Consider the following 22,268-nt stretch of genomic DNA (forward strand, 5'->3'; position numbering starts at 1 on the left):
CCGTTATACTTTGAAACGTTGACACAACTTGTCTTATTTCAAATTAAAACGACTATAATTTCCATATATTATTGCAACAACGAAATATCCGCCACTTGTAAAAACAAATTTTGTAAGCTATGCAAAATAGCGAGACGGTTATGGCGTAGCTGTTGATCTTCAGCATTGACCATCACATTTTCAAAGAAATTATCCACAGGTTGACGTAACGCCGCTAATTTATCTAGTACCGCAATATAGTCGCCTTGGGCGATTGATGGTTGAATAGTTTGCTTTAATGCCAAAACGCTTTCAGCCAAGGTTTTTTCGGCTGGTTCAACACAAAGTGCTAAATTAATATCGCCAATTTCCCCTTCTGCTTTAGCTAAAATATTGCTTACTCGCTTGTTAGCGGCGGCAAGAGCTTGGGCATTTTCTAATTGACGGAAATGAGAAACAGCACGCACTCTGGCATCAAAATCAGCAGGTTTGGTTGGACGGCGAGCCAATACCGCTTGAATCACGTCAACAGCAAATCCTTCATCTTGATACCAAGCTCGGAAACGCCCTAACACAAAGTCCACCACGTCTTGCACAACATTTGGGTTAGTTAATTTATCGCCATAAAGTGCGGTGGTTTTTTCTGCTAAATTTTCAATATCAAGGGGTAATTTTTTCTCCACAATAATGCGTAATACCCCCAAAGCTGCACGCCGTAAGGCAAAAGGATCTTTATCACCTTTTGGGTGCTGCCCTATGCCGAAAATTCCTACTAACGTATCCAATTTATCCGCTAACGCCACTGAACAAGCCACTAAAGAATGTGGTAAATCATCGCCTGCAAAACGTGGCATATATTGTTCATTCAACGCTACTGCTACTTCTTCATCTTCGCCATCGTGGCGGGCATAATGCATTCCCATAACCCCTTGGGTATCGGTAAATTCAAATACCATATTAGTCATTAAATCACATTTGGATAAAAGCCCTGCTCGTTTTGCTTTTTGTTCATTAGCCCCAATTTGCTGAGCGATAATGCCACTTAATTGTTCAATACGAGCGGTTTTATCTCTTAATGTGCCTAATTGTTGCTGGAATAATACACTTTCCAAACGAGGTAATAAATCTTCTAAGCGTTGTTTTAAATCGGTCTTAAAGAAAAATTCGGCGTCCGTTAAACGTGGGCGAACCACTTTTTCATTGCCCTCAATAATCGCCGTTGGATCAGCTGGGTTAATATTGGAAACAAAAATAAAGTGCGGTAATAATTTGCCCTGTTTATCATAAATAGGGAAATATTTTTGATCGCCTTTCATCGTATACACTAAGGCTTCCGCAGGAACGGCTAAAAAGCGTTCTTCAAAGGTAGCGGTAAGTACATTTGGGTATTCAACCAATGCCGTTACTTCATCAAGTAAGCTCTGTTCAATGTCCGCTTGTCCGCCTAACTCTGCCGCTTTTTGCTGAGCTTGTTCTAAAATTAAGGCTTGTCGTTGATTAAAATCAGCGATAACAGAGCCTTTTTCTTGTAATAAGGCAGGATATTGATCAGCATTATCAATTTGTAATGTTGGTTCACCTAAAAAACGATGCCCCCGTAAAGAGCGGTCACTTTTTACTCCTAAAATTTCCCCTTGAATTAATTCATCGCCAAATAATAGGGTAACCGTATGCACTGGGCGAACGAAATGTTCATTTTTATCACCCCAACGCATGGTTTTGGGAATAGGTAATTTCGCTAAAGCATCAGCAACAATATCTACCAATAACGCTTTCGTAGGCTGTCCTGTTATCGTGGCACGATGCACTAGCCATTCTCCTTTGTTAGTGCTAATACGCTGTGCTTGCTCTACACTAATGCCACAACCTCTTGCCCAGCCTTCCGCTGCTTTTGTCGGCTTTCCTTCGCTATCAAATGCCGCCGAAATAGCTGGACCACGCTTTTCTATTTCTTTGCTCGGTTGTTGTTCAGCAAGTGCTAACACTTTAATCGCTAAACGGCGTGGGCTGGCAAACCATTCTACTTTGTCAAAGGTTAAACCTGCTTGGATTAAACTCTGTTCAACATTCTCTGCAAAGGCAAGAGCAAGTTTTTTGAGTGCCTTTGGTGGCAATTCTTCTGTGCCAATTTCGGCAAGGAAATTTCTTGTTGTCATTGTGTTTTCTCTAATTTAATGAATATCACTTTTTGAATTAAAATGTTGACGCCAATGCTCTTAAGCCGCCATAGTAGCATAAAAATCACGTTTTATTGGGTCATCAATATAAATTAAGGCTTTAAAATGTGTCCAACTTAATTTTCCACGCAGTGCGTGGATAATTTGTAGATCACTAAATGTTTCCGCAAATTTTACGCAATAATTAAGATGTGAACGTCCCCAACCTTTGCCAAACTGGGCGGTTAAATGTTGGGACAATGTTTTTATTACTTCTTTACCATATTCTGCACGTTCACCTTGCAAAATATGCTGGCTAATTCGTTGTCCAATATGCCAATAAAGTAAGGTAAGTTCCGCATTCACGCTCACAGTAACACGTTGTTTACTGTCGTGAATTAATTGGCTAATTTCACCAACTAATTGTTGATCATTAATTGCAATTTGTTTTTCTACTTTCATCTCAGATAAAACTCCTGCAAAACTCACCGCACTTTGGCTTATGCCTTATTGGGCAAAAATATCATCTAACTTTGTCGCATCTAACACGACAGTATCCTTATCTAACAACAGTGCTGGAATACCAATATAGCCATTTTGTTTAGCTTCATCAAAAGCAGAAAGGCGATCCCGTAACCTTAAAAAGGCTTTCAAGTTACCACCATTCTGCGTAATATCCACAGCTTCATAATCAACCTTGAGACGTTTTAGTTCTGCGATAAATGGTTCGGTATCAGGACACCAGTGAGCAAAATATAAAATCGGTTGCATAATTTATTTATTACACCCCGGAAACCCTAGCGCCTCTCGGCTTGCGTAATAGGCTTCCGCCACCCCTTTGGTTAGGGTACGGATACGCAAAATATAACGTTGACGTTCGGTAACGGAAATGGCTTTGCGAGCATCAAGTAAATTAAAACTATGGGCTGCTTTTAATATGCGTTCATAAGCTGGCAAAGGCAATGGTTTTTCTAGGGAAAGAAGATATTGTGCCTCTTTTTCATAATGATCAAAGCATTGGAAAAGAAAATCCACATCCGCATATTCAAAATTGTAGGTGGATTGTTCCACTTCATTTTGATGAAATACATCGCCATAGGTGGTTTTACCTAGTGGACCATCAGACCAAACCAGATCATAAACGCTATCTACCCCTTGGATATACATGGCTAATCGTTCTAAACCGTAAGTGATTTCGCCCGTAACTGGTTTACATTCTAAGCCACCCACTTGTTGGAAATAGGTAAATTGGGTTACTTCCATACCATTTAACCAAACTTCCCAACCTAAGCCCCACGCGCCTAATGTCGGGTTTTCCCAGTTATCTTCCACAAAACGAATATCATTTTGGGTTGGATCAAAGCCTAACATTTTTAAGCTATCTAAATATAATTCTTGAATATTATCAGGCGAGGGCTTAATCACCACTTGGAATTGATAATAATGCTGTAAACGGTTTGGATTTTCGCCATAACGTCCATCAGTAGGGCGGCGTGAAGGCTGCACATAAGCAAATGCCATTGGTTCTGGTCCAATCGCTCGCAAGCAGGTCATTGGGTGGGAGGTGCCTGCCCCGACTTCCATATCAAAGGGTTGCACTACAGTACAACCTTGGTTTGCCCAGTAATCTTGTAAAGCAAGGATCATACCTTGAAAGGTTTTTACATTGAATTTTGCACTCATAATAATCTGTTCTATTTTTTTAAAATAAATGCTGATTAGTATAGCCTAAAATGACTAATGATAATAGAAGGAAAAGCATAATTCTATGAAACAAAAGTGCGGTGAAAAATAATTTATTTTCCCACCGCACTTTTAAAGTAATTTATTCAATTATTGTTGATAAACCAATTTCGGTAATTGATTATCCTTGATAACCGCCTCATCAATAATGACTTTTTGTAAGTTAGTCAAAGACGGCAAATCATACATAGTATCTAACAATACCGATTCCACAATTGAACGCAAGCCCCTTGCGCCTGTTTTACGCTCTAAGGCTTTTTTCGCCATAGCTGTAAGGGCTTCTGGAGTAAATTCTAACTCAACATTTTCCAGTTTAAACAAGGCTTGATATTGCTTTGTCAGGGCATTTTTCGGCTGAGTAAGAATTTGTACCAAGGCGTTTTCATCAAGTTCGCTTAATGGTGCAACCACAGGCAAACGTCCAATAAACTCAGGGATCAAACCAAATTTCATTAAGTCTTCAGGCTCTACTTGTTTAAATAATTCACTAAGACTTTGTTGATCCTGTTCGCCTTTAATTTCTGCGCCAAAACCAATGCCACTGCCAACATGGACACGTTTTTCCACAATCTTATCTAGCCCTGCAAATGCCCCGCCACAAATAAACAAGATTTTTGAGGTATCCACTTTCAAAAATTCTTGTTGAGGGTGTTTACGTCCGCCTTGCGGTGGAATTGAAGCAATCGTGCCTTCAATTAATTTTAATAAGGCTTGTTGTACCCCTTCGCCAGACACATCACGCGTAATTGATGGATTATCTGATTTGCGTGAAATTTTATCAATTTCATCAATATAAATAATGCCTTGCTCTGCTTTTTCTGGATCATAATCACAGTTTTGCAGTAATTTTTGGATAATATTTTCCACGTCCTCACCAACATAACCTGCTTCGGTTAGGGTTGTGGCATCAGCCATTGCAAAAGGTACATTTAACATTCTTGCCAAGCTTTCTGCTAAGAGCGTTTTTCCACTTCCTGTCGGCCCAATTAGCAAGATATTACTTTTGCCTAATTCCACATCATCTGTTTTATATTCACTACGCAAGCGTTTGTAATGATTATACACCGCCACAGAAAGCACTTTTTTCGCATAATCTTGCCCTATAACATAATCATCTAAATGAGCCCGAATTTCGTGCGGCGTTGGCAAAGGTTCATTTTCAGCCACTTCACTTTCTGTTTGCTCAGTGCTTTGTTCTTCACTATTTTCTAACATATGGTGGCATAATTCGATACATTCATTACAAATATACCCTGAGGTACCCGCAATTAATTTATCCACCTCTTTTTGTTCTTTACCACAAAATGAACAATATAATTCTTCATCTTTTGTCATATTTTGTTCCAACTCTTATCGTTTTGTAATGACTTCATCAACTAAGCCATATAACTTGGCTTGCTCTGCTGACATAAAATTATCACGATCCGTATCACGCTCAATTTTTTCTAAGGGCTGTCCCGTATGAAATGCTAGGCGCTCATTGAGTTTTTCTTTAATTTTTAAAATTTCTTGAGCGTGAATTTGAATATCTGAGGCTTGTCCTCTAAAACCACCTAAGGGTTGATGAATCATCACACGAGCATTTGGCAACGCTCCTCTTTTACCTGCTGTACCACCTGCCAATAAAAATGCCCCCATAGAACAAGCCTGCCCAATACAAAGGGTGCGAATATCTGGTTTAACGAATTGCATAGTATCATAGATCGCCATACCCGCGGTTACTGAGCCACCGGGGGAATTAATATAAATATTAATATCTTTATCTGGGTTTTCTGATTCTAAAAACAATAATTGTGCGACAATTAAATTCGCCATACGATCTTCAACTTCGCCGCTTAAAAAAATCACACGTTCTTTGAGTAAACGAGAATAAATGTCGTAAGCACGCTCACCACGAGCAGTTTGTTCTACGACCATAGGAATAACACTCATAACTACCTCATTATCAATGTAAATAATTCGCCTATTCTACCTGAATTTTAATAAAAAGGCTTGGTTTAACTAATATATAGTCGTTCTACTTTGAAATAAAGCGCTACTCTACCTTATTTCAAATTGAAACACCTATAAAAAAGTGCGGTCATTTTTTATCTAAAAATGACCGCACTTACACAATCAAGAATAAAGTAAATTAGGCTTTCGGATTCATTACTTCATCAAAAGATGCTGTTTTTTCCGTTACTTGCGCCTTGCTTAATACCGCATCAATAGCTTGCTCTTCTAACACCACATTACGAATATTATTCATTAATTCTTTATTTGAATTGTAATATTCTACAACTTCTTGTGGTTGTTCATAAGCTGATGCAATATCTTGAATCATTTTCGCTACACGCTCTTCGTCCACTTTTAATTCATTGCTACTGATAACATTAGAGAGCAATAAACCCACTTGAACACGACGTTTCGCTTGTTCTTCAAATAATTCTTTTGGCAATCCAGCCACTTGTTTACTATTACCACCAAAACGCTGTGTCGCTTGACCACGCAATACTTCAATTTCTTGTTCAACAGCAGCCACAGGCACATCAATTTGATTTTCAGCTAATAAACCGTCAATCACTTGATTTTTAACACGAGAAGTCAAAGTATTATTTAATTCACGTTGCATATTTTTGCTGATTTCATTGCGTAAATCTGCAACGGTTTTAGTATTTGGACCAAATTTAGCCACAAATTCATCAGTAACTTCTGGCAACTCCATGACTTCTACTTTTTTCAAGGTAATGGCAAATGTCGCCGCTTTACCTTTTAAGTTTTCAGCATGATATTCCGCAGGGAAGGTTACATTAATATCAAATTGTTCGCCCGCTTTATGTCCAACAATGCCTTCTTCAAAGCCTGGGATCATACGACCTTGTCCCATTAACAATACAAAATCAGTGGCTTTACCGCCTTCAAAGGCTTCGCCATCTACTGTACCAGCAAAATCAATAGTTACACGATCTTCTGCTTTGGCAGCTTCTTGTGTTTCTTTCCAAGTGGCTTGTTGTTTACGCAATACATCAATCATATTGTCAATATCGCTGTCTTTGATCTCAACCACTTCTTTTTCAACTTTGATATTTTCTAAGCCTTGCAATGCAATCTCAGGATAAACTTCAAAGGTCGCAGAGAATTTAAAATCTTTACCCGCTTCAATTTGTTCTGGAGTAAAGGTTGGACGACCTGCTAAATTAATTTTTTCCTTGATAATGGCATCAAAGAAATTTCTTTGCATAATATCGCCTAATACATCTTGACGCACTGACGCCCCAAAACGTTTTTCAATAATGCTTGGTGGAACTTTACCTTTACGGAAACCATCAACTCGAGCATTTTTAGCGACTTTTTTTAATTCTTCGCGTACCGCTTGCTCCACTGTTTCTGCGGGAACAGTAATCTCGATACGACGCTCAAGTCCTTGTGTTGTTTCTACTGAAAATTGCATTTATGCACCTCAAAATAATCAATCATTGCACTCGGCGAACCGCACCGAACACGAAATAAAATATTAGACCGCAAATTATAGCCATACTCAAGCTAACAGTCTAGGAACAGACGAAAAAAATGCCAAATAAAAAACGGTATTCGCCTATTTTTTAAACATAAAAGAAAAACCTGCCGTTGAGATGGCGAATAAAATCAGCTTGAAATCATTACAGATTTTTAGGAATACGGATTTTTTGTCCCGGGAAAATCTTGTCCGCATCTTTAATTACTTCTTTATTGGCTTCCACAATCGCGGTATATTTTGCCCCATTACCATAGTAAGTCTGGGCAATTTTCCATAGGGTATCGCCTTTTTGTATCACATAAAATTGGTCATCACTGGCTAAGGTTTCACCATTTTTAATAGTAACGCCCTCTGCTTTTACTTCGGTAATGCCTGCAATATTCCCCGCCATTAGGATCGCTTTTTCTAAGGCACTGGCAGATTCTGCATTGCCTTCAATTTTTGCCACGCCGTTATCTACGGTAACCGAAACATTTTCAATGCCCGGGTTATCTTCGTTAATATGTTGTGTAACCGCTTGTGATGCTTCTTCTTGTTTAGAAAATAATTTGCGACCAATATCGCCAACAAAATCAAATAATCCCATTTTTCTTTCCTTAAATTCAATTAACTAAATAAGTTAAGTACAATAATCAATTTTTTGCAAAAAGTCCAGCTCACTAAGCTGCCTCAAACCAAATTAAACTTGCCATTCTTCCCGTTTGTTGTTCACGCCGATAAGAAAAAAAATCTTCGGCTTGACGATAAGTGCAATATTCGCCACCTGTTATATTGCTCACACCAAAGGCATTTAAACGCTGTTTCGCTAATAAGTATAAATCCGCCAAAAATTTATTTTGATTTCCCACCGCACTTTTATCTTGTACAAAAGCAAGTGTTGCTTGTGGATCTCGCTCTACAAATTGTTGCCTAACTTCTTCGCCCACTTGAAAGGCTGATTGGCTAATAGCTGGTCCAAGCCAAGCGAGAATTTGGTTTGGATTAGAGCGAAATTTCGCTAAGGTTGCCTCTAAAATCCCCTCACATAACCCTCGCCAACCTGCATGAACCGCTGCCACTTCATTACCTTGTTGATTAACAAGCAATACTGGCAAACAATCGGCGGTCATTACTAAACAAACTTGATTAGGTTGACAAGTATAAACCGCATCAGCAATCGGTATATTGGCTGAAAGATCATCAGGTAAAGTAATAACCTTGGTGCTATGTACTTGTTGTAAAAATACAGGCATATGAGGTAATTGCCCTTGTTGTACTAACAAAGTGCGGTTCGTTTCCACAGAATTTTGTTTATCGCCAACATGAGTCGCAAGATTAAAACTATTAAAAGGAGATAAGCTAACCCCACCCACTCTGGTCGTGGTAAAAGCGCGTACATTTGTTGGACATTGCCAAGGCGGAATAATTTTTTTCATAATGTTTTAGGGACTGTACTAGATAACTAGAATAAATTACTTTTAACTAATTGTTTTAAAATGGAAATTTGAGACTTTATGTTACTGCGATTAAAACGCCATTCACATTCTTTTAAATACAGCTCAAAATGGGCTTTAGGAATGCCATTAAACTTACGTAGATAGCGTTTTGCTTGGTTACAAAAATTCTCAATGCCATTAATATGATTATGATTTTCAGCAAAATGTGTGCTGTGATTGATGGGAAATGACTAAACTCACTCACATCAAGTACATCATAACTGCGATAAGTATCGGTGTAAACAATACTATCAGGTTTTGCTTTTTCTCATTGGAGTATTCTTAAATGGAAAATTTGTCAGTTATCTAGGACAGCTTCTTAATCTAAAGAGAATGTCTATAAAATTAGAGTTAGTTTTAATATTTACTTAATTAGCGTACTCATTATTTTATTCTCTAGAGAGTAAATAACCTAGTGCGCCAGTGACAAAATAAAATTAAAATAATTCTAAAATTTACCGCACTTTTATTCAAAACTAGTATAGTCTTATTTATAAGATATTATTCTAAACCTAACAAAACTTTTAATATCTTAGGTATTTCTCTTATAAAATAAGCATTTTCTTCATCTGATAGTAAATTATTTTCTTCAGCATATTCATTTTGTGAGGATAAGTCGGCATAAGTAATCCAATCATAGATATTTATTTCTGTATTAATAAAGTTTTCTAGGATAACATTTTCTGAATTATGATCGTAAAAATAGATAATTTTATTATTCTTATTAACTAACCATAAATCTCCACATATATTTGTAGCAAAAATAGTAAATTCTAACCTTAATGAATGACTTTCTAATAATTCATTATAATCATTCATCTCTATTTCTGGAATAAATATAAAATCACTAGAGAAATATTTGCCAGCGAAAAATTTAATAACTTCAGTTAGATGGCTTTCTTTATTTAGTTTGCTTGATGTTATTTCACTAAAAGTTCTAATTTTCATATTTCATTTTCCTTGTGTCATTTTAACGCTCAGATTCAAAATAACCCTTAGCTCCAACGGTAACACATTCAATATATGATAGAGGATCATCTGTGGCATCAGGTGCATAGATGGCTATACCAAGTTTATAACTGGTGAAACCGACATATTCCTCTTCTTCAATGTTAGGATCAAATTGAGATAAGTAATTTTTGCAATCAATATAATTCATCTCTAATAGGTTTTGATTTTCAAAAATTGCCTTTACACCGTCCATTAGTAAAATATATTTTAATTTAAAATCCTGATTTTCATAACCTAATGCAATACCATTAGCAAAAAAATCATTTGTTGATTTTTCACCTGTATCAATATCTGAATTTTCTTCGGTAGTGAAATTAATATCTTGTAAAATTTTAGTATTAATGATCTCTCTTTCCATTCCAAAGAAAAGTTCTCCAACATGACTAAATGGAATAATCTCAAATTTCATTTGTTTTCCTTATCATTAGTTATTTTCTATAAATTCAAGAAACTTCTGTTTAGCTTTATCAATATTCCCTGATATTTCACCTTGATAATTTTCTTTTAATCCAAATTTTCTATTACATATATCCTGTAATGCTAATATAATTAGCGCTTTAACAATTTCTGTATTTTCATACTCCAATTTCTCTACTAGAATGTTAATAATATCTTGTTTTAAATTTGAATGATTAAAGAAAATTTGACGCATTGCACTCGCACAATACCCTCTTAAGTAATCAATTTCGTTAGATGACATAATGTCACTTAGATATTTTAGTTCATTTTTATAGCCTAACCAGCCTAGCACAATAATGGCTTTGCATCTAATAAGTTCATCATTATGTTTAATCCATTGAGTAAGATATGGCAATATTCTATGTTCTCGCATTATACCCAAAATCTGTATTATATCGGCAAGCAAATTTTTGTTGATGTTATTGTTTGATGATAGGTAATTTAATAAATATGAAGTGGCATTATGATGACGTTTAGTAAAGGTTCGGCATAGCAGATCATGAAAATCTGCATTTTGACAGTTTTCTATAAAGTAGAGATGTAATTTATATGCTTCAATATGATCATAAGTTAAGAGATGTTGAGCAAACTCATTATGTTGTTTAAATGAGTCGCTTTTTTCTAGTTCATTAAATAGCGTGATAAATTTATTGAATTCTAATTGTTGTTTAAACATAGTATTATTCCATTTTAATATCACGAGTTAATAACTCTCTTTAATCCGCCAACCAATTAGCTATCAGTTGTGAGCCATATTGGCTAATAAAAGATTCGGGGTGAAATTGTACGCCGTAAATGGGTAAATCACGATGTTGGATTGCCATAATTATGCCTTGTTGATCTTGAGCAATAATCTCTAATTCGGAGGGTAGCGTAGCGGGATCGGCTGCCCAAGAATGATAAAGCCCTACTTGGAATTGCGAAGGAATATTGTTAAATAATGGGCTTTGTTGGATACAGTAAAGATTACCTGTTTGCCCATGCCTAACTTGCCCAAGGTTATAGAGTTGTCCGCCAAAAAATTCATATAAAATTTGATGCCCTAAGCAAACCCCTAAGATTTTTTTCTGTTGGTAATATTGGCGTAACATGGCAAAAACTTGCGGATAGGCTTGCGGTATATCAGGTCCCGGGGAAATTAAAATATGTTCGGCTTGTTGTAACTGTTGTGGATTAACCTGTTCCACAGGCACAACCATTAAAGGATAGCCTAGCGGGCGCAGTAAATCTACTAAGTTGTAAGTAAAAGAATCGTGATTATCAATCAGTAATAACATAAAATAACCTTAATCAAGGGGATTCATCGCATTAATTAACCGCACTTCTTCAAATAAATCTAATTCGTGCAAATAAATATCTCGTAATTCAATACGTTGCTGATCGAGCAAATATTGCCGTTGTGTTCCTGCTAATAAGGGGGATTTTGGGGTAAACCATTGCCCTTGCCGTTTAAAGACTAAATTGCCAATGGTGCAATCGGTGATTAAGTTTTGTTGTACAAGCATCACTTCATCATAGTCGCCACGTTGAGCATAATATTGTTGTAATAAGCTACGATCAGCCCATTTGAGTGAATAATTTAACGGTTGATTGACAACAAGGGGTAAAAAATGGCGAAAACAACGGCGTTGATAGGCGGTATATTGGATCTGTATATGCCGATCATTATAATCCACCCGACAGCGTATTAATGGTTCAGTGCAATGGGACGGCAGTTGCAAAACTTGGCGAAAATCCACCGCACTTTTTTCGGCATTAATACCATAATAATGACGTAAACTACGTTGATAACGAGCTTGATGATAATCTAAATGCTGAGCTTGTCCTTGTTCAAAAGCAATGGTTTCAAATAATGGAAATGGCATAGTTTATGGCTACCGATAGTCTGTTTTTAAGGGAAGATACACTTTTTCACAAAGTTCATCATATTCGCTATTGACTTCGCTTTGTGCGGTAATGCCACCGCCGCTATGGAAGTAGCGTTGTTGACCTTGTTGGGCAATATAGCGAATGGCGACGGCACTGATTAAGCGTTGTCCGTCAAAATAGCCAAATACGCCAGTGTAATACCCTCTTTTTTGTTGTTCTGCTTGTTGAATAATTTGGACGGTTTTTTGTTTTGGCGCACCGCTGATTGAGCCAGCAGGCAATAATTTTTGCAATAAACTTAAGGGATCTTGTTGCCAATTTGCTGGCAATTCGCCGCTAATTTGCGAACTGGTTTGCCAAATTGCTCCCTGTTGCCGTTCAATCTTTTCTAAATAACGATAACGATCTACTTGAATATTTTGTGCGATAATCGCTAAATCATTCCGCATTAAATCCACGATAGTATTATGTTCACGAATTTCTTTTTCATTATGTAATAATTGTTCTTTGGCTTGTGGTAGCTCGGCATCTATTGTGCCTTTCATGGGATAAGTATAGATCCGATCATTTTCCATTTTGACAAAACATTCTGGCGAGAAACACACAAAACGGTTATCCCATAAGAGTTTGTAAGGGGCTTGGCTCGCTTGAAAAAGTTGGCGTAAATTCAGGTTTGTTTCAATGGCGGTAGGGTAGGTAAGGTTTAATAAATAGGTATTGCCAAATTGCAACTGTTGCTGAACTTGCTGAAAGCCTTGTTGATAAGTGTAATAGTCCAGTGGTGTTTTGCTAAAACGGACTGGGGTAGGAATTTGCACTTGCCAATCCAGATTATGATAACCCTGTATATCAAAATAAATGCCTTGTTGATGTGCTTGCTCACAAGGCACAATCAAAGGAGCTTGCTGTTCAAAATCAATTAAAAAGAAATAAGGTGGTTTTATCATCACACAATAAGAATGAAAAAAGAAACAGGGCGATATTATAATCAAAAAATGGGTTTCTGACTATGAATGTGGCTTATGACTAAAGGCTTTTAGCAAAGAATCAAAAATATAATTTTCCACACTGGAATAATTATTTTTCTTTAAGCGACAAAGGGTAACGATCCAAGGAATGGGATTTTTGATTTTACGGCAAACAAAATCAGGCGAGGCATATTGTTTAGCAATGGGGTAAGGCAAAATGGTTAATAAATCTTTATTAATTTTGGCGGAATTAAGCAAAAAATCCCAAGAACTTGATTGTAAAATAATTTGTGGATAAATGTTATGAGTTTCAAAGGCTTCAGTGAGTTGATGATAAATCATAAAGGTATTATCAAAGATCGCCATTTTTTGGGTATGTAAATCCTGCCAATGAATATATTCTTGGTTAGCAAGTTTATGCTCAGGTGAACAAAAAACGGCTAGCTCTGAATGATGAATGACAAAGGAATCAATGATATTTTTGGAGATACGTTCGGGGTAAAGTAATGAAGCAAAATGAATATTTTCCAGTAACAGTTCATTTTTTAAGATAAATGCTCCTTGCTCTTTGATCGTGAAATTGATTGCTGGGTTATTTAAAATCAATTTTGGCATAGTTTCAGAAAAAATCACTGACAGCACCAAAGGGGGAATACCAATGACAATATTACCAGTGAGTTGCGTGGTGCTTTGATGCAAATTTTTGTGCATTTGATTATATTTGAGCAAAATCTCTTTGGCATCACGATAATAATTTTCCCCCACATAAGTTAATCCTACAATCCGCCCTTGAGCACGTTTGAATAATGCCACATTTTCCCGTTGTTCAAATTCAGTAATCATCATACTCAATGCTGGTTGAGAAATATACAGATGTTGTGAAGTACGACTTAAATTGAAATCATTATCTACAATGGCGACAAAATAACGTAAATGTCTAATATCCATTGTTTTTCCTTGTGAGCAAATAAGAAATTTGGGCTATTTTGCCATAGAATGTGTTTGATGAGGGAGTTTTTTTATCGTCTTTTAATAAGGCTATTGTAAAGTGCGGTCTATTTTCAATTTATTTTATAGTCATTTCACTTTAAAATGATACAGCGTTGGTACGCCTCGCCTTACTACTTGTACTGTCTTCGGCGTGCCGCCTTGTCTCATTTTAAATTGAAACGACTATATTAATAGCTTACCCATAGCACTTACATTTTGGTTATATTGATTTTTCCGCTAAAATAGCCACATTTTTTACTTGGAATAAATATTATGAATGAAATTCAATGGAAGCCCTCCGCCCCTATAGAGAATTTATTGGCGAGGGCAAAGATTATTGCGGAAATTCGGCGTTTTTTTACTGACCGAGGTTTGCTTGAAGTTGAAACCCCTGTACTTAGCGAATTTGGGGTAACCGATGTGCATTTATCTACGTTTAGCACAAATTTTATTGCCCCTTTTGGTGAACAGACTAAGCCATTATGGTTAATGACAAGCCCAGAATATCATATGAAACGCTTGTTAGCCGCAGGAAGTGGCCCTATTTTTCAGCTTTGTCGGGTATTTCGTAATGAAGAGGCGGGAAGTAAGCATAATCCAGAATTTACTATGTTGGAATGGTATCGCCCTTATTTTGATATGTATCGTTTGATTAATGAAGTGGATGATCTACTCCAACAAATTTTAGATTGCGAGCCAGCGGAAAGTTTTAGCTATCAATTTGTTTTTCAACAATATGTAGGGCTTGATCCCCTCTCGGCGGAAAAATCAGAATTATTGGCTAAAGCTCAAGAATATGGTTTACAAACCTCTGTTGATGAATCAAGAGATACGTTATTGCAATTTTTATTTAGTGCGGTAGTTGAGCCTAATATTGGTTTAGAACGCCCCATGGCGGTGTATCATTTCCCTGCCAGCCAAGCGGCATTGGCACAGGTCAGTTCCGAAGATCATCGTGTTGCCGAACGCTTTGAGTTTTATTACAAAGGGCTAGAATTAGCCAATGGGTTTCACGAATTAACGGATAGTAAAGAACAGTTGAGCCGTTTTGAACAAGATAATCGCCAACGGCAAAAATTGGGCTTATCCCCACAAAAAATAGATTATCGTTTTATTGCCGCCTTGCAAGCAGGTATGCCGAATTGTGCAGGTGTGGCGTTAGGGGTAGATCGATTATTAATGATTGCATTAAATGCAACGGATATTAAACAAGTGCTTACTTTTGGTATTGATAACGCATAAAAAGTGCGGTGGTTTTTTTAATTATTTTTTGAGGAAATTATGTCTGAATTATTAATTGCATTGATTTTAGGAATTGTGGAAGGGTTGACCGAGTTTTTACCTGTATCTTCCACAGGGCATATGATTATTGTGGGTCATTTGTTAGGTTTTGAGGGCGATAAGGCGGCTACATTTGAGGTCATTATTCAGTTAGGTTCTATTTTGGCGGTGGTGGTAGTGTTTTGGCGTAAAATGTTTGGCTTAATTGGCATTCATTTTGGGCAAAAACAAGATAAAAACCAACCGCACTTAACCTTAATACATATTATTTTAGGCATGATTCCAGCGGTCGTTTTGGGGCTGATTTTTCATAGCAAAATAAAAAGTTTATTTAGCCCTGAAATGGTAATGTATGCCTTGGTCGCAGGGGGGATTTTGTTATTACTGGCGGAAAAATATCGCCCTCAAGTGAGTGCTAGCACCTTAGATCAAATGAGCTATAAACAAGCCTTTGCTATCGGTTTGTTTCAATGTTTAGCCTTATGGCCTGGCTTTTCTCGTTCAGGGGCAACCATTTCAGGAGGATTATTAATGGGAGTAGGACGCCAAGCTGCCGCTGAATATTCTTTTATTTTGGCAGTACCTATGATGATGGGCGCGACAGTGCTAGATTTATATAAAAGTCTTGATTTCCTTAGTCTTGCGGATTTACCTATGTTTGCAGTTGGCTTTGTAACTGCTTTTATTGTGGCATTAATAGCGATTAAAACCTTCCTAAATATCATCAAAAAAATCTCTTTTGTGCCATTTGCTATTTATCGTTTTGTGGTAGCCATTGCGGTGTATTTTGTGTTTATTCACTAAGTATTACACTTTAATGTGAGCAAATTAGCTAAATATAGTCGTCCTATTTTAATTTGAAACCACTATGAAAATATTGAATTTGCTCACGAAATTTTTTGGCAACAATAGAAACTATTTCCAAATATTGAGGTTTTCTTAGCGGAGAGTTTGATATTAAATTGATATGAAGAAAGATTATTGGAATAATTGGCGGAATGGACGGGACTCGAACCCGCGACCCCCTGCGTGACAGGCAGGTATTCTAACCAGCTGAACTACCACTCCGCTTTGTGTGGTGCATAATAATTGGGATTAGCTTGAGCGTCAACCTCTTTTTTATTTGTTTTCTATAAATTTGCGTTAACTGATTAGGAAATAAACATCAATGCCGTTTTTGTTCATCTTGTTGGCATAAAGTCCATAAGCATTTATCGCCACTTTTCTTATTAATCAATGTTAAATATTTTTGGTGGGCTAAAAGTTCTTCTTCTGTTGGGGCAAGGCATTTTAGTTGATGCTGTTGTGTTGCATTATTGATTTGGGTTTGTTGTTTATCCTCAATATTTTCTAAGGGTTGAGATTCATCAATGATATTTTCATCAAATAAACTGGTTTGCCCCCCTGTCATAGTGAGATAAACATCAGCTAAGATTTCCGCATCGAGTAATGCTCCATGTAGGGTACGTTTACTATTATCAATGGCAAGGCGATCGCAAAGTGCATCTAAGTTATTGCGTTTACCCGGGAACATTTGGCGAGCCATTTGTAGCGTATCCGTTACTTTGCAGATTTGCTCTGTTTTGATATTTTTGCCTAGTTTGCTAAATTCATAATCCATAAAGCCCACATCAAAGGGAGCATTGTGAATTAATAATTCCGCACCTTGAATAAATTCTAAAAATTCATCGGCAATTTCTGCAAAAGGCGGTTTATCCGCTAGCATTTCATCAGTAATACCATGGACTTTTACTGCCTCAGGATCAACGGGACGATCGGGTTTGATATATACATGAAAGGTTCTGCCAGTATAACGGCGATTGATAATTTCTACTGCTCCAATTTCAATAATGCAATGCCCTTCATAATGAGCACCTAATTGGTTCATACCTGTGGTTTCAGTATCCAGTACAATTTGTCGTTGCGTATTAATTTCTAGGTTCATAATAAATTTTGCGTTATGATCGGAATTATTGATGGTTATTGTAACAAATATTTATGCAAAAAAAGATTGAAATTTTTACTGATGGTTCTTGTTTAGGTAATCCCGGTGCTGGTGGAATAGGGGTATTGCTACGTTATCAACAACATGAAAAAGAACTTTCTCAGGGCTATTTTGTTACCACCAATAACCGTATGGAATTGTTGGCTGTTATTGAGGGTTTAAAATGTTTAAAGCAACCTTGTGCTGTGGATTTATATTGTGATAGTCAATATGTGAAAAATGGGATAACACAATGGATTTTTAATTGGAAAAAGAAAAATTGGCGAACCAGTAATGGAAGTGCGGTTAAAAATCAGGATTTATGGATCTTATTGGATCAGCTTGTGCAACAACATCAGGTAAATTGGCATTGGGTTAAGGGGCATGCAGGCCATAGCGAGAATGAACGCTGTGATCTATTGGCTAAACAAGGGGCAAAAAATCCTAGTTTAGAAGATAAGGGCTATCAAGCAGAAACCTAATTGCCCTTATTTCTGTTCTATTATTTAAGCAAATAATGCTTGATGTAATTTGCTTACAATATCGTCCGCTTGGCTACCATTCACTAGCATACAAATGTTATTCGTACTTGCACCATAGCTGATCATTCTCACATTGTAATCTTCCAAGGCTGTGAAGATTTGTTTGGCTACCCCTGCGGCAATATGTAAATCATTACCAATTAAGGCAACTAACGCCAAGCCAGTATCTACTTTAACATTGCAAAGCTCACTTAACTCGGTAATTAAAGCGTTAGATAATAATTCTGCACCTGAAGAGGCTGAACCTGTTTTGTCTAAGGTCAAGGCAATGCTTACTTCGGAGGTGGTAATGGTATCTACGGAAATTTTATGTTTAGCTAAAATGCTAAAGACTTTTGCCAGAAAACCTTGAGCGTGTAGCATACTTAGGCTAGATAAGGTTAATAAGGTTTGCTCTCGGCGTAATGCAATAGCACGGAAAGTTGGGCGTAAATGTGGATCTCTTGTTACCCAAGTACCGCCTTGTTCAGGTGCTTTACTTGAGCCAACATAGACAGGAATATTGCTGCGTACCGCAGGTAATAAGGTTGCTGGGTGTAAAACTTTTGCGCCAAAGGTTGCCATTTCTGCAGCTTCGGCAAAGCTAATGGTTTCAATACGTTTAGCCGCCGAGGTAATACGTGGATCGGTGGTATAAATACCTGCTACATCTGTCCAAATTAATACATCTTTGGCTTTTAAGACTTCTGCTAATAATGCAGCAGTATAATCCGAGCCACCACGCCCTAAGGTAGTTGTTTTGCCCATATCATCACGTCCAATAAATCCTTGGGTAATGACTAATTCACCATTTTCCACTAAAGGTTTTAAGACTTGATCACAATTCTGTTGGGTTTTTTCATCGTTTGGTGCGGCTTTACCAAAATGACTATCCGTTGCTACTACTGAACGTACATCAAGCCAGCTAGCGGTATGACCTAAATCGCGTAATACCTCCACAAAAATCAGTGAAGACATCATTTCGCCATGGCTAATTAGTTCATCGGTTAAAGCGGAAGATGTTGCTAAGCTTGCCGCTTCAGATAAGGATTGAATACTGGCAAGCAATCGGTCAATTTCTTCTCGAATGACACTTGGATTTTTCAATTTATCAAGAATGGCATATTGAATTTGGCGAATTTTAGCAAAACATTGTTCACGCTGTTCGGTATCACAACCTTTAGCAAGTTCAACTAATAAATTAGTGATTCCAGCAGAAGCAGAAAGTACGACTACTCGTGTATTTGGATCGGCAATAACAATTTTCGCTGAGGCTTGCATTGCTTCATAATCGGCAACACTAGTACCACCAAATTTAGCAACAGAATAATTGGACATAGATGATTCCTTTAAACAAGTAAAATAAGTTAAGAGAATATTCAGAGAGGTAAGCAAACGCAGAAAGACAATAATATGCAAGTATCATTGTAGAAGCGCTCCATTTACACTTTTATTTATGGCAAATGACAGCCTCAGAGATTCAACCCTAAAGGCCGATAACTATTTGTTCGGACAAAATAGTTATCTCGGCGAACACTCCCCTGATTATTTTTTACTAAATTAAATTGTTGATTTAATTTATTGATCCCGAAATCTAAAAAATAACTGCCTGAGTAACGCACCTCTTCTGTGGTCTATACAAATAACGTTAAACGGATTTTTTGTCAATCAAAAATTAAAATTTATGATGTTAAATTGAAACGTCTATACATGAAACGATGATAATAGCTTTCAAGTATAAAAAATTAACTCATCGCCCCTAAAAGCATTTCCCTTATTGTTAAAAAAAGGGTACTATTGCCCGCTCATTTTTATTAAGCAACCTTAGCTTAAAAAATGATACATAAAAAAGCTGAAACGCTTTTTTTAATAAGTAGCGAGTCAATGCCCCATGGCATCTTATTGTTTTATCGAATAAGAAAGCTTAGGCTTTCCGCAAGGCAGCGACTTATTTTTTTCACCTCAAATTTAGAAGGTTATGAATAATGACAACAACTCCTGTCATGCCAATTAATCAGGCAACAAACGACTATTATTTATCTCGCCAAAACAAAATGGAATCCAATGTACGCAGTTATCCTCGTAAATTGCCTTTAGCTATTGCAAAAGCACAAGGTTGCTGGGTAACTGATGTTGAAGGTAATGAATATCTTGATTGTTTAGCGGGGGCGGGGACTTTAGCGTTAGGGCATAATCATCCAGCGATTATTCAAGCTATTCAAGATGTATTAGCTAGCGGTTTACCTTTACATACACTTGATTTAACTACGCCGTTAAAAGATGCTTTTACTGAAGAATTATTATCCTTTTTTCCGCAAGATCAATATTGTTTACAATTTTGTGGTCCTTCTGGTGCAGACGGTACAGAAGCTGCAATAAAACTTGCGAAAACTTATACTGGGCGTGGTAATGTGATTGCCTTTTCAGGTGGCTATCATGGTATGACACAAGGTTCACTGGCGATGACAGGTAATCTTAATGCCAAAAATGCAGTACAAAATATGATGCCTGGCGTGCAATTTATGCCTTATCCTCATGAATACCGTTGCCCATTAGGTTTGGGGGGAGAAGCGGGCGTTGAAGCGTTAACCTATTATTTTGAAAACTTTATTGAAGATGTTGAAAGTGGTGTGGTTAAACCTGCTGCGGTAATTCTTGAAGCTATTCAAGGCGAAGGTGGTGTGGTTACTGCACCAGTAAAATGGTTACAAAAAATTCGTGAAGTGACGAAAAAACATGGCATTGTGTTAATTTTAGATGAAGTGCAAGCGGGCTTCTGCCGTTCTGGTAAAATGTTTGCTTTTGAACACGCAGGAATTGAGCCTGATGTGGTGGTCATGTCAAAAGCGGTTGGTGGAAGTTTACCTTTAGCGGTATTGGCAATTCGTAAAGAGTTTGATGCTTGGTTACCTGCTGGGCATACAGGGACATTCCGTGGTAATCAATTAGCCATGGCAACAGGTTATGCCTCATTAAAAATTATGAAAGAACAGAAATTAGCCGAAAACGCTGAGCAACGTGGGGCTTATTTAAAAGCTGAATTACAACAATTAGCAAAACAATATCCTTGTATTGGTAATGTACGGGGTAAAGGATTAATGCTAGGTATTGAAATTGTTGATGAACGTCAAGCAGCGGATCGTATTGGTTCATATCCTGCGGACGGTAATTTAGCCGCTGAAATCCAAAAAGCCTGTTTTCAGCATAAATTGCTATTAGAACGTGGTGGACGTGGTGGTAATGTGGTACGTTTACTTTGCCCATTGATTATTAGCCAATCAGAATGTGAAGAAGTCATTAAACGTTTTGCCCAAGCGGTGGAAAGTGCGTTAAAAGCCACTCGCAGTTAATTATCTTAATCTAAGTATGGCAAGGTGATATTAAGTACTTTGCCATTTATATTTACCCTTTCAATAATTATTTCGTAAGGAAAAGAGCAAATGATCGAGTTTTCCAAACATAAACAGGCTTTACTTTGTAATGATCCGCAAGCCATTGCTGATTACCAGCGGGCGATGCAACAGGCGGTCAATGCGGTTAGTCAATGGTTACAAAATGATAAAATGTATACTGGTGGTAGTGTTAGCCAGCTTCGTCAACAAGTGAAATTTACCCCTTCTTCGCAAGGACAAGGGCTAGAACAGGCTTTGCAACAATTAACCGAGTTATTTTTAAATAAGAGCTTAAAAGTGCATCATCCTCATTCCCTTGCTCATTTGCATTGCCCAACTATGGTTGCGAGCCAAGTGGCAGAAGTGTTTATTAATGCCACTAATCAATCTATGGATTCTTGGGATCAAAGTCCCGTTGCCTCGTTAATGGAAGTGGAGTTAATTCGTTGGTTACGCCAAAAAACGGGTTATGATGCTGGTGATGCAGGCGTATTTACTTCTGGTGGTACGCAATCAAATCTCATGGGGCTATTATTGGCACGTGATGCTTGTATTGCCAAACATTGGCAGACTGCAGAAGGCAAGGCTTGGTCAGTACAGCAAAATGGTATTCCAGCAGATGCTTTGCAAAAAGTGAAAGTGGTTTGTTCTGAAAATGCCCATTTTTCCGTACAAAAAAATATGGCAATGATGGGAATGGGCTTCCAGTCAGTGGTAACAGTACCTGTTAATCAACAAGCGCAAATTGATGTTGTTGCTTTAGAACAAACTTTGCAACAATTACAAAATGAAGGAAAAATTGTTGCCTGTGTGGTGGCAACCGCAGGAACAACAGATGCAGGGGCAATAGATCCTATTGGGAAAATTCGTCAAATTACGGATCAATTTGGTGCTTGGTTACATATTGATGCGGCTTGGGGTGGGGCATTATTATTATCCAAGCA

23 protein-coding genes, 1 tRNA gene, 1 pseudogene and 1 riboswitch (1 of these 26 cut by a window edge) are annotated in these 22,268 nt (G+C 37.3%); of the genes and pseudogenes, 5 read left to right on the forward strand and 20 right to left on the reverse strand.

Annotated features, from left to right (window positions below; translation table 11 throughout):
• Positions 1-68: 68 nt before the first annotated feature.
• The 17 genes and pseudogenes from glyS to A6A20_RS09480 form a co-directional block, all read right to left on the reverse strand.
• Positions 69-2,135 (reverse strand): glycine--tRNA ligase subunit beta, encoded by a 2,067-nt coding sequence (gene glyS / locus A6A20_RS09400; protein ID WP_279573188.1) that lies wholly within the window; start codon positions 2,133-2,135, stop codon positions 69-71.
• Positions 2,136-2,195: 60 nt separating this feature from the next.
• A complete protein-coding gene (locus tag A6A20_RS09405) occupies positions 2,196-2,597 on the reverse strand; it encodes a DUF1016 N-terminal domain-containing protein (RefSeq protein ID WP_279573189.1) in 402 nt (133 codons plus the stop codon).
• Positions 2,598-2,642: 45 nt separating this feature from the next.
• Complete coding sequence (locus tag A6A20_RS09410; protein WP_279573190.1) at positions 2,643-2,906, reverse strand: hypothetical protein; 264 nt, start codon at positions 2,904-2,906, stop codon at positions 2,643-2,645.
• A 3-nt stretch (positions 2,907-2,909) separates the two neighbouring features.
• Positions 2,910-3,818, reverse strand: a complete 909-nt coding sequence (glyQ, locus tag A6A20_RS09415; RefSeq protein ID WP_279573191.1) for a glycine--tRNA ligase subunit alpha — start codon at positions 3,816-3,818, stop codon at positions 2,910-2,912.
• A 150-nt stretch (positions 3,819-3,968) separates the two neighbouring features.
• Complete coding sequence (gene clpX / locus A6A20_RS09420) at positions 3,969-5,213, reverse strand: ATP-dependent protease ATP-binding subunit ClpX (protein ID WP_279573192.1); 1,245 nt, start codon at positions 5,211-5,213, stop codon at positions 3,969-3,971.
• 15 nt (positions 5,214-5,228) lie between these two features.
• Positions 5,229-5,810 carry an ATP-dependent Clp endopeptidase proteolytic subunit ClpP gene (gene clpP / locus A6A20_RS09425; protein WP_132689937.1) on the reverse strand — a complete coding sequence of 194 codons (582 nt, stop codon included), beginning with the start codon at positions 5,808-5,810 and terminating at the stop codon, positions 5,229-5,231.
• Positions 5,811-6,009: 199 nt separating this feature from the next.
• Positions 6,010-7,308 (reverse strand): trigger factor, encoded by a 1,299-nt coding sequence (tig, locus tag A6A20_RS09430; RefSeq protein ID WP_279573193.1) that lies wholly within the window; start codon positions 7,306-7,308, stop codon positions 6,010-6,012.
• A 208-nt stretch (positions 7,309-7,516) separates the two neighbouring features.
• Positions 7,517-7,960, reverse strand: a complete 444-nt coding sequence (gene lysM, locus A6A20_RS09435) for a peptidoglycan-binding protein LysM (RefSeq protein WP_279573194.1) — start codon at positions 7,958-7,960, stop codon at positions 7,517-7,519.
• A 73-nt stretch (positions 7,961-8,033) separates the two neighbouring features.
• Complete coding sequence (gene pgeF, locus A6A20_RS09440) at positions 8,034-8,789, reverse strand: peptidoglycan editing factor PgeF (RefSeq protein WP_279573195.1); 756 nt, start codon at positions 8,787-8,789, stop codon at positions 8,034-8,036.
• Positions 8,790-8,815: 26 nt separating this feature from the next.
• Positions 8,816-9,117: pseudogene (locus A6A20_RS09445) on the reverse strand (IS1595 family transposase); the annotation flags it as partial.
• A 233-nt stretch (positions 9,118-9,350) separates the two neighbouring features.
• Positions 9,351-9,797, reverse strand: coding sequence for a hypothetical protein (locus tag A6A20_RS09450; protein ID WP_279573196.1), 447 nt, complete (start codon positions 9,795-9,797; stop codon positions 9,351-9,353).
• Between the two features lie 22 nt (positions 9,798-9,819).
• Positions 9,820-10,269, reverse strand: coding sequence for a hypothetical protein (locus A6A20_RS09455; RefSeq protein ID WP_279573197.1), 450 nt, complete (start codon positions 10,267-10,269; stop codon positions 9,820-9,822).
• A gap of 15 nt (positions 10,270-10,284) precedes the next feature.
• Positions 10,285-10,995 (reverse strand): HEAT repeat domain-containing protein, encoded by a 711-nt coding sequence (locus A6A20_RS09460; RefSeq protein ID WP_279573198.1) that lies wholly within the window; start codon positions 10,993-10,995, stop codon positions 10,285-10,287.
• 40 nt (positions 10,996-11,035) lie between these two features.
• Positions 11,036-11,596, reverse strand: coding sequence for an anthranilate synthase component II (locus A6A20_RS09465; RefSeq protein ID WP_279573199.1), 561 nt, complete (start codon positions 11,594-11,596; stop codon positions 11,036-11,038).
• Between the two features lie 9 nt (positions 11,597-11,605).
• On the reverse strand, positions 11,606-12,184 hold the full coding sequence (locus tag A6A20_RS09470) for an aminotransferase class IV family protein (protein ID WP_279573200.1): 579 nt from the start codon (positions 12,182-12,184) through the stop codon (positions 11,606-11,608).
• Between the two features lie 9 nt (positions 12,185-12,193).
• The gene (locus tag A6A20_RS09475) at positions 12,194-13,135 is read right to left on the reverse strand and encodes an aminodeoxychorismate synthase component I (RefSeq protein WP_279573780.1); all 942 of its coding nucleotides are present in this window, start codon (positions 13,133-13,135) and stop codon (positions 12,194-12,196) included.
• A gap of 60 nt (positions 13,136-13,195) precedes the next feature.
• On the reverse strand, positions 13,196-14,104 hold the full coding sequence (locus A6A20_RS09480; protein ID WP_279573201.1) for a LysR family transcriptional regulator: 909 nt from the start codon (positions 14,102-14,104) through the stop codon (positions 13,196-13,198).
• A 315-nt stretch (positions 14,105-14,419) separates the two neighbouring features.
• Between A6A20_RS09480 and epmA the strand changes: the two genes are divergently transcribed.
• Both epmA and bacA read left to right on the forward strand, forming a co-directional pair.
• Positions 14,420-15,388: an elongation factor P--(R)-beta-lysine ligase gene (epmA, locus tag A6A20_RS09485; protein WP_279573202.1), complete on the forward strand. Its 969-nt coding sequence runs from the start codon at positions 14,420-14,422 to the stop codon at positions 15,386-15,388.
• A gap of 39 nt (positions 15,389-15,427) precedes the next feature.
• Positions 15,428-16,231 carry an undecaprenyl-diphosphate phosphatase gene (gene bacA / locus A6A20_RS09490; protein WP_279573203.1) on the forward strand — a complete coding sequence of 268 codons (804 nt, stop codon included), beginning with the start codon at positions 15,428-15,430 and terminating at the stop codon, positions 16,229-16,231.
• A 187-nt stretch (positions 16,232-16,418) separates the two neighbouring features.
• On the opposite strand, the gene A6A20_RS09495 is transcribed toward bacA, so the two are convergent.
• Together A6A20_RS09495 and dnaQ are read right to left on the reverse strand one after the other, a co-directional pair.
• Positions 16,419-16,495: transfer RNA gene (locus tag A6A20_RS09495), tRNA-Asp, on the reverse strand.
• 97 nt (positions 16,496-16,592) lie between these two features.
• Positions 16,593-17,372, reverse strand: a complete 780-nt coding sequence (dnaQ, locus tag A6A20_RS09500; protein ID WP_279573204.1) for a DNA polymerase III subunit epsilon — start codon at positions 17,370-17,372, stop codon at positions 16,593-16,595.
• 53 nt (positions 17,373-17,425) lie between these two features.
• Here dnaQ and rnhA point away from each other — a divergent pair, with 53 nt between their 5' ends.
• Complete coding sequence (gene rnhA, locus A6A20_RS09505) at positions 17,426-17,893, forward strand: ribonuclease HI (protein ID WP_279573205.1); 468 nt, start codon at positions 17,426-17,428, stop codon at positions 17,891-17,893.
• A gap of 24 nt (positions 17,894-17,917) precedes the next feature.
• On the opposite strand, the gene lysC is transcribed toward rnhA, so the two are convergent.
• Complete coding sequence (lysC, locus tag A6A20_RS09510; RefSeq protein ID WP_279573206.1) at positions 17,918-19,270, reverse strand: lysine-sensitive aspartokinase 3; 1,353 nt, start codon at positions 19,268-19,270, stop codon at positions 17,918-17,920.
• 85 nt (positions 19,271-19,355) lie between these two features.
• Positions 19,356-19,567, reverse strand: a riboswitch (Lysine riboswitch).
• Between the two features lie 350 nt (positions 19,568-19,917).
• Here lysC and A6A20_RS09515 point away from each other — a divergent pair.
• Together A6A20_RS09515 and A6A20_RS09520 are read left to right on the forward strand one after the other, a co-directional pair.
• Positions 19,918-21,282 carry a diaminobutyrate--2-oxoglutarate transaminase gene (locus tag A6A20_RS09515; RefSeq protein WP_341670459.1) on the forward strand — a complete coding sequence of 455 codons (1,365 nt, stop codon included), beginning with the start codon at positions 19,918-19,920 and terminating at the stop codon, positions 21,280-21,282.
• A 90-nt stretch (positions 21,283-21,372) separates the two neighbouring features.
• A protein-coding gene (locus tag A6A20_RS09520; RefSeq protein WP_279573207.1) for a pyridoxal phosphate-dependent decarboxylase family protein crosses the window boundary here: on the forward strand, positions 21,373-22,268 show its 5' portion. The gene runs 637 nt beyond the window's last position; only the first 896 of its 1,533 coding nucleotides appear in the window; it begins with the start codon at positions 21,373-21,375; its stop codon lies beyond the right edge, outside the window.

It is taken from the genome of Volucribacter amazonae (genome assembly GCF_029783845.1).
GTDB lineage: Bacteria > Pseudomonadota > Gammaproteobacteria > Enterobacterales > Pasteurellaceae > Volucribacter > Volucribacter amazonae.

Excerpts from the sequence above, each read along its gene's own strand:
- glyS (WP_279573188.1), bottom strand. The coding sequence starts at position 2,135 with ATGACAACAAGAAATTTCCTTGCCGAAATTGGCACAGAAGAATTGCCA.
- A6A20_RS09405 (WP_279573189.1), bottom strand. The coding sequence starts at position 2,597 with ATGAAAGTAGAAAAACAAATTGCAATTAATGATCAACAATTAGTTGGT.
- A6A20_RS09410 (WP_279573190.1), bottom strand. The coding sequence starts at position 2,906 with ATGCAACCGATTTTATATTTTGCTCACTGGTGTCCTGATACCGAACCA.
- glyQ (WP_279573191.1), bottom strand. The coding sequence starts at position 3,818 with ATGAGTGCAAAATTCAATGTAAAAACCTTTCAAGGTATGATCCTTGCT.
- clpX (WP_279573192.1), bottom strand. The coding sequence starts at position 5,213 with ATGACAAAAGATGAAGAATTATATTGTTCATTTTGTGGTAAAGAACAA.
- clpP (WP_132689937.1), bottom strand. The coding sequence starts at position 5,810 with ATGAGTGTTATTCCTATGGTCGTAGAACAAACTGCTCGTGGTGAGCGT.
- tig (WP_279573193.1), bottom strand. The coding sequence starts at position 7,308 with ATGCAATTTTCAGTAGAAACAACACAAGGACTTGAGCGTCGTATCGAG.
- lysM (WP_279573194.1), bottom strand. The coding sequence starts at position 7,960 with ATGGGATTATTTGATTTTGTTGGCGATATTGGTCGCAAATTATTTTCT.
- pgeF (WP_279573195.1), bottom strand. The coding sequence starts at position 8,789 with ATGAAAAAAATTATTCCGCCTTGGCAATGTCCAACAAATGTACGCGCT.
- A6A20_RS09450 (WP_279573196.1), bottom strand. The coding sequence starts at position 9,797 with ATGAAAATTAGAACTTTTAGTGAAATAACATCAAGCAAACTAAATAAA.
- A6A20_RS09455 (WP_279573197.1), bottom strand. The coding sequence starts at position 10,269 with ATGAAATTTGAGATTATTCCATTTAGTCATGTTGGAGAACTTTTCTTT.
- A6A20_RS09460 (WP_279573198.1), bottom strand. The coding sequence starts at position 10,995 with ATGTTTAAACAACAATTAGAATTCAATAAATTTATCACGCTATTTAAT.
- A6A20_RS09465 (WP_279573199.1), bottom strand. The coding sequence starts at position 11,596 with ATGTTATTACTGATTGATAATCACGATTCTTTTACTTACAACTTAGTA.
- A6A20_RS09470 (WP_279573200.1), bottom strand. The coding sequence starts at position 12,184 with ATGCCATTTCCATTATTTGAAACCATTGCTTTTGAACAAGGACAAGCT.
- A6A20_RS09475 (WP_279573780.1), bottom strand. The coding sequence starts at position 13,135 with ATGATAAAACCACCTTATTTCTTTTTAATTGATTTTGAACAGCAAGCT.
- A6A20_RS09480 (WP_279573201.1), bottom strand. The coding sequence starts at position 14,104 with ATGGATATTAGACATTTACGTTATTTTGTCGCCATTGTAGATAATGAT.
- epmA (WP_279573202.1), top strand. The coding sequence starts at position 14,420 with ATGAATGAAATTCAATGGAAGCCCTCCGCCCCTATAGAGAATTTATTG.
- bacA (WP_279573203.1), top strand. The coding sequence starts at position 15,428 with ATGTCTGAATTATTAATTGCATTGATTTTAGGAATTGTGGAAGGGTTG.
- dnaQ (WP_279573204.1), bottom strand. The coding sequence starts at position 17,372 with ATGAACCTAGAAATTAATACGCAACGACAAATTGTACTGGATACTGAA.
- rnhA (WP_279573205.1), top strand. The coding sequence starts at position 17,426 with ATGCAAAAAAAGATTGAAATTTTTACTGATGGTTCTTGTTTAGGTAAT.
- lysC (WP_279573206.1), bottom strand. The coding sequence starts at position 19,270 with ATGTCCAATTATTCTGTTGCTAAATTTGGTGGTACTAGTGTTGCCGAT.
- A6A20_RS09515 (WP_341670459.1), top strand. The coding sequence starts at position 19,918 with ATGACAACAACTCCTGTCATGCCAATTAATCAGGCAACAAACGACTAT.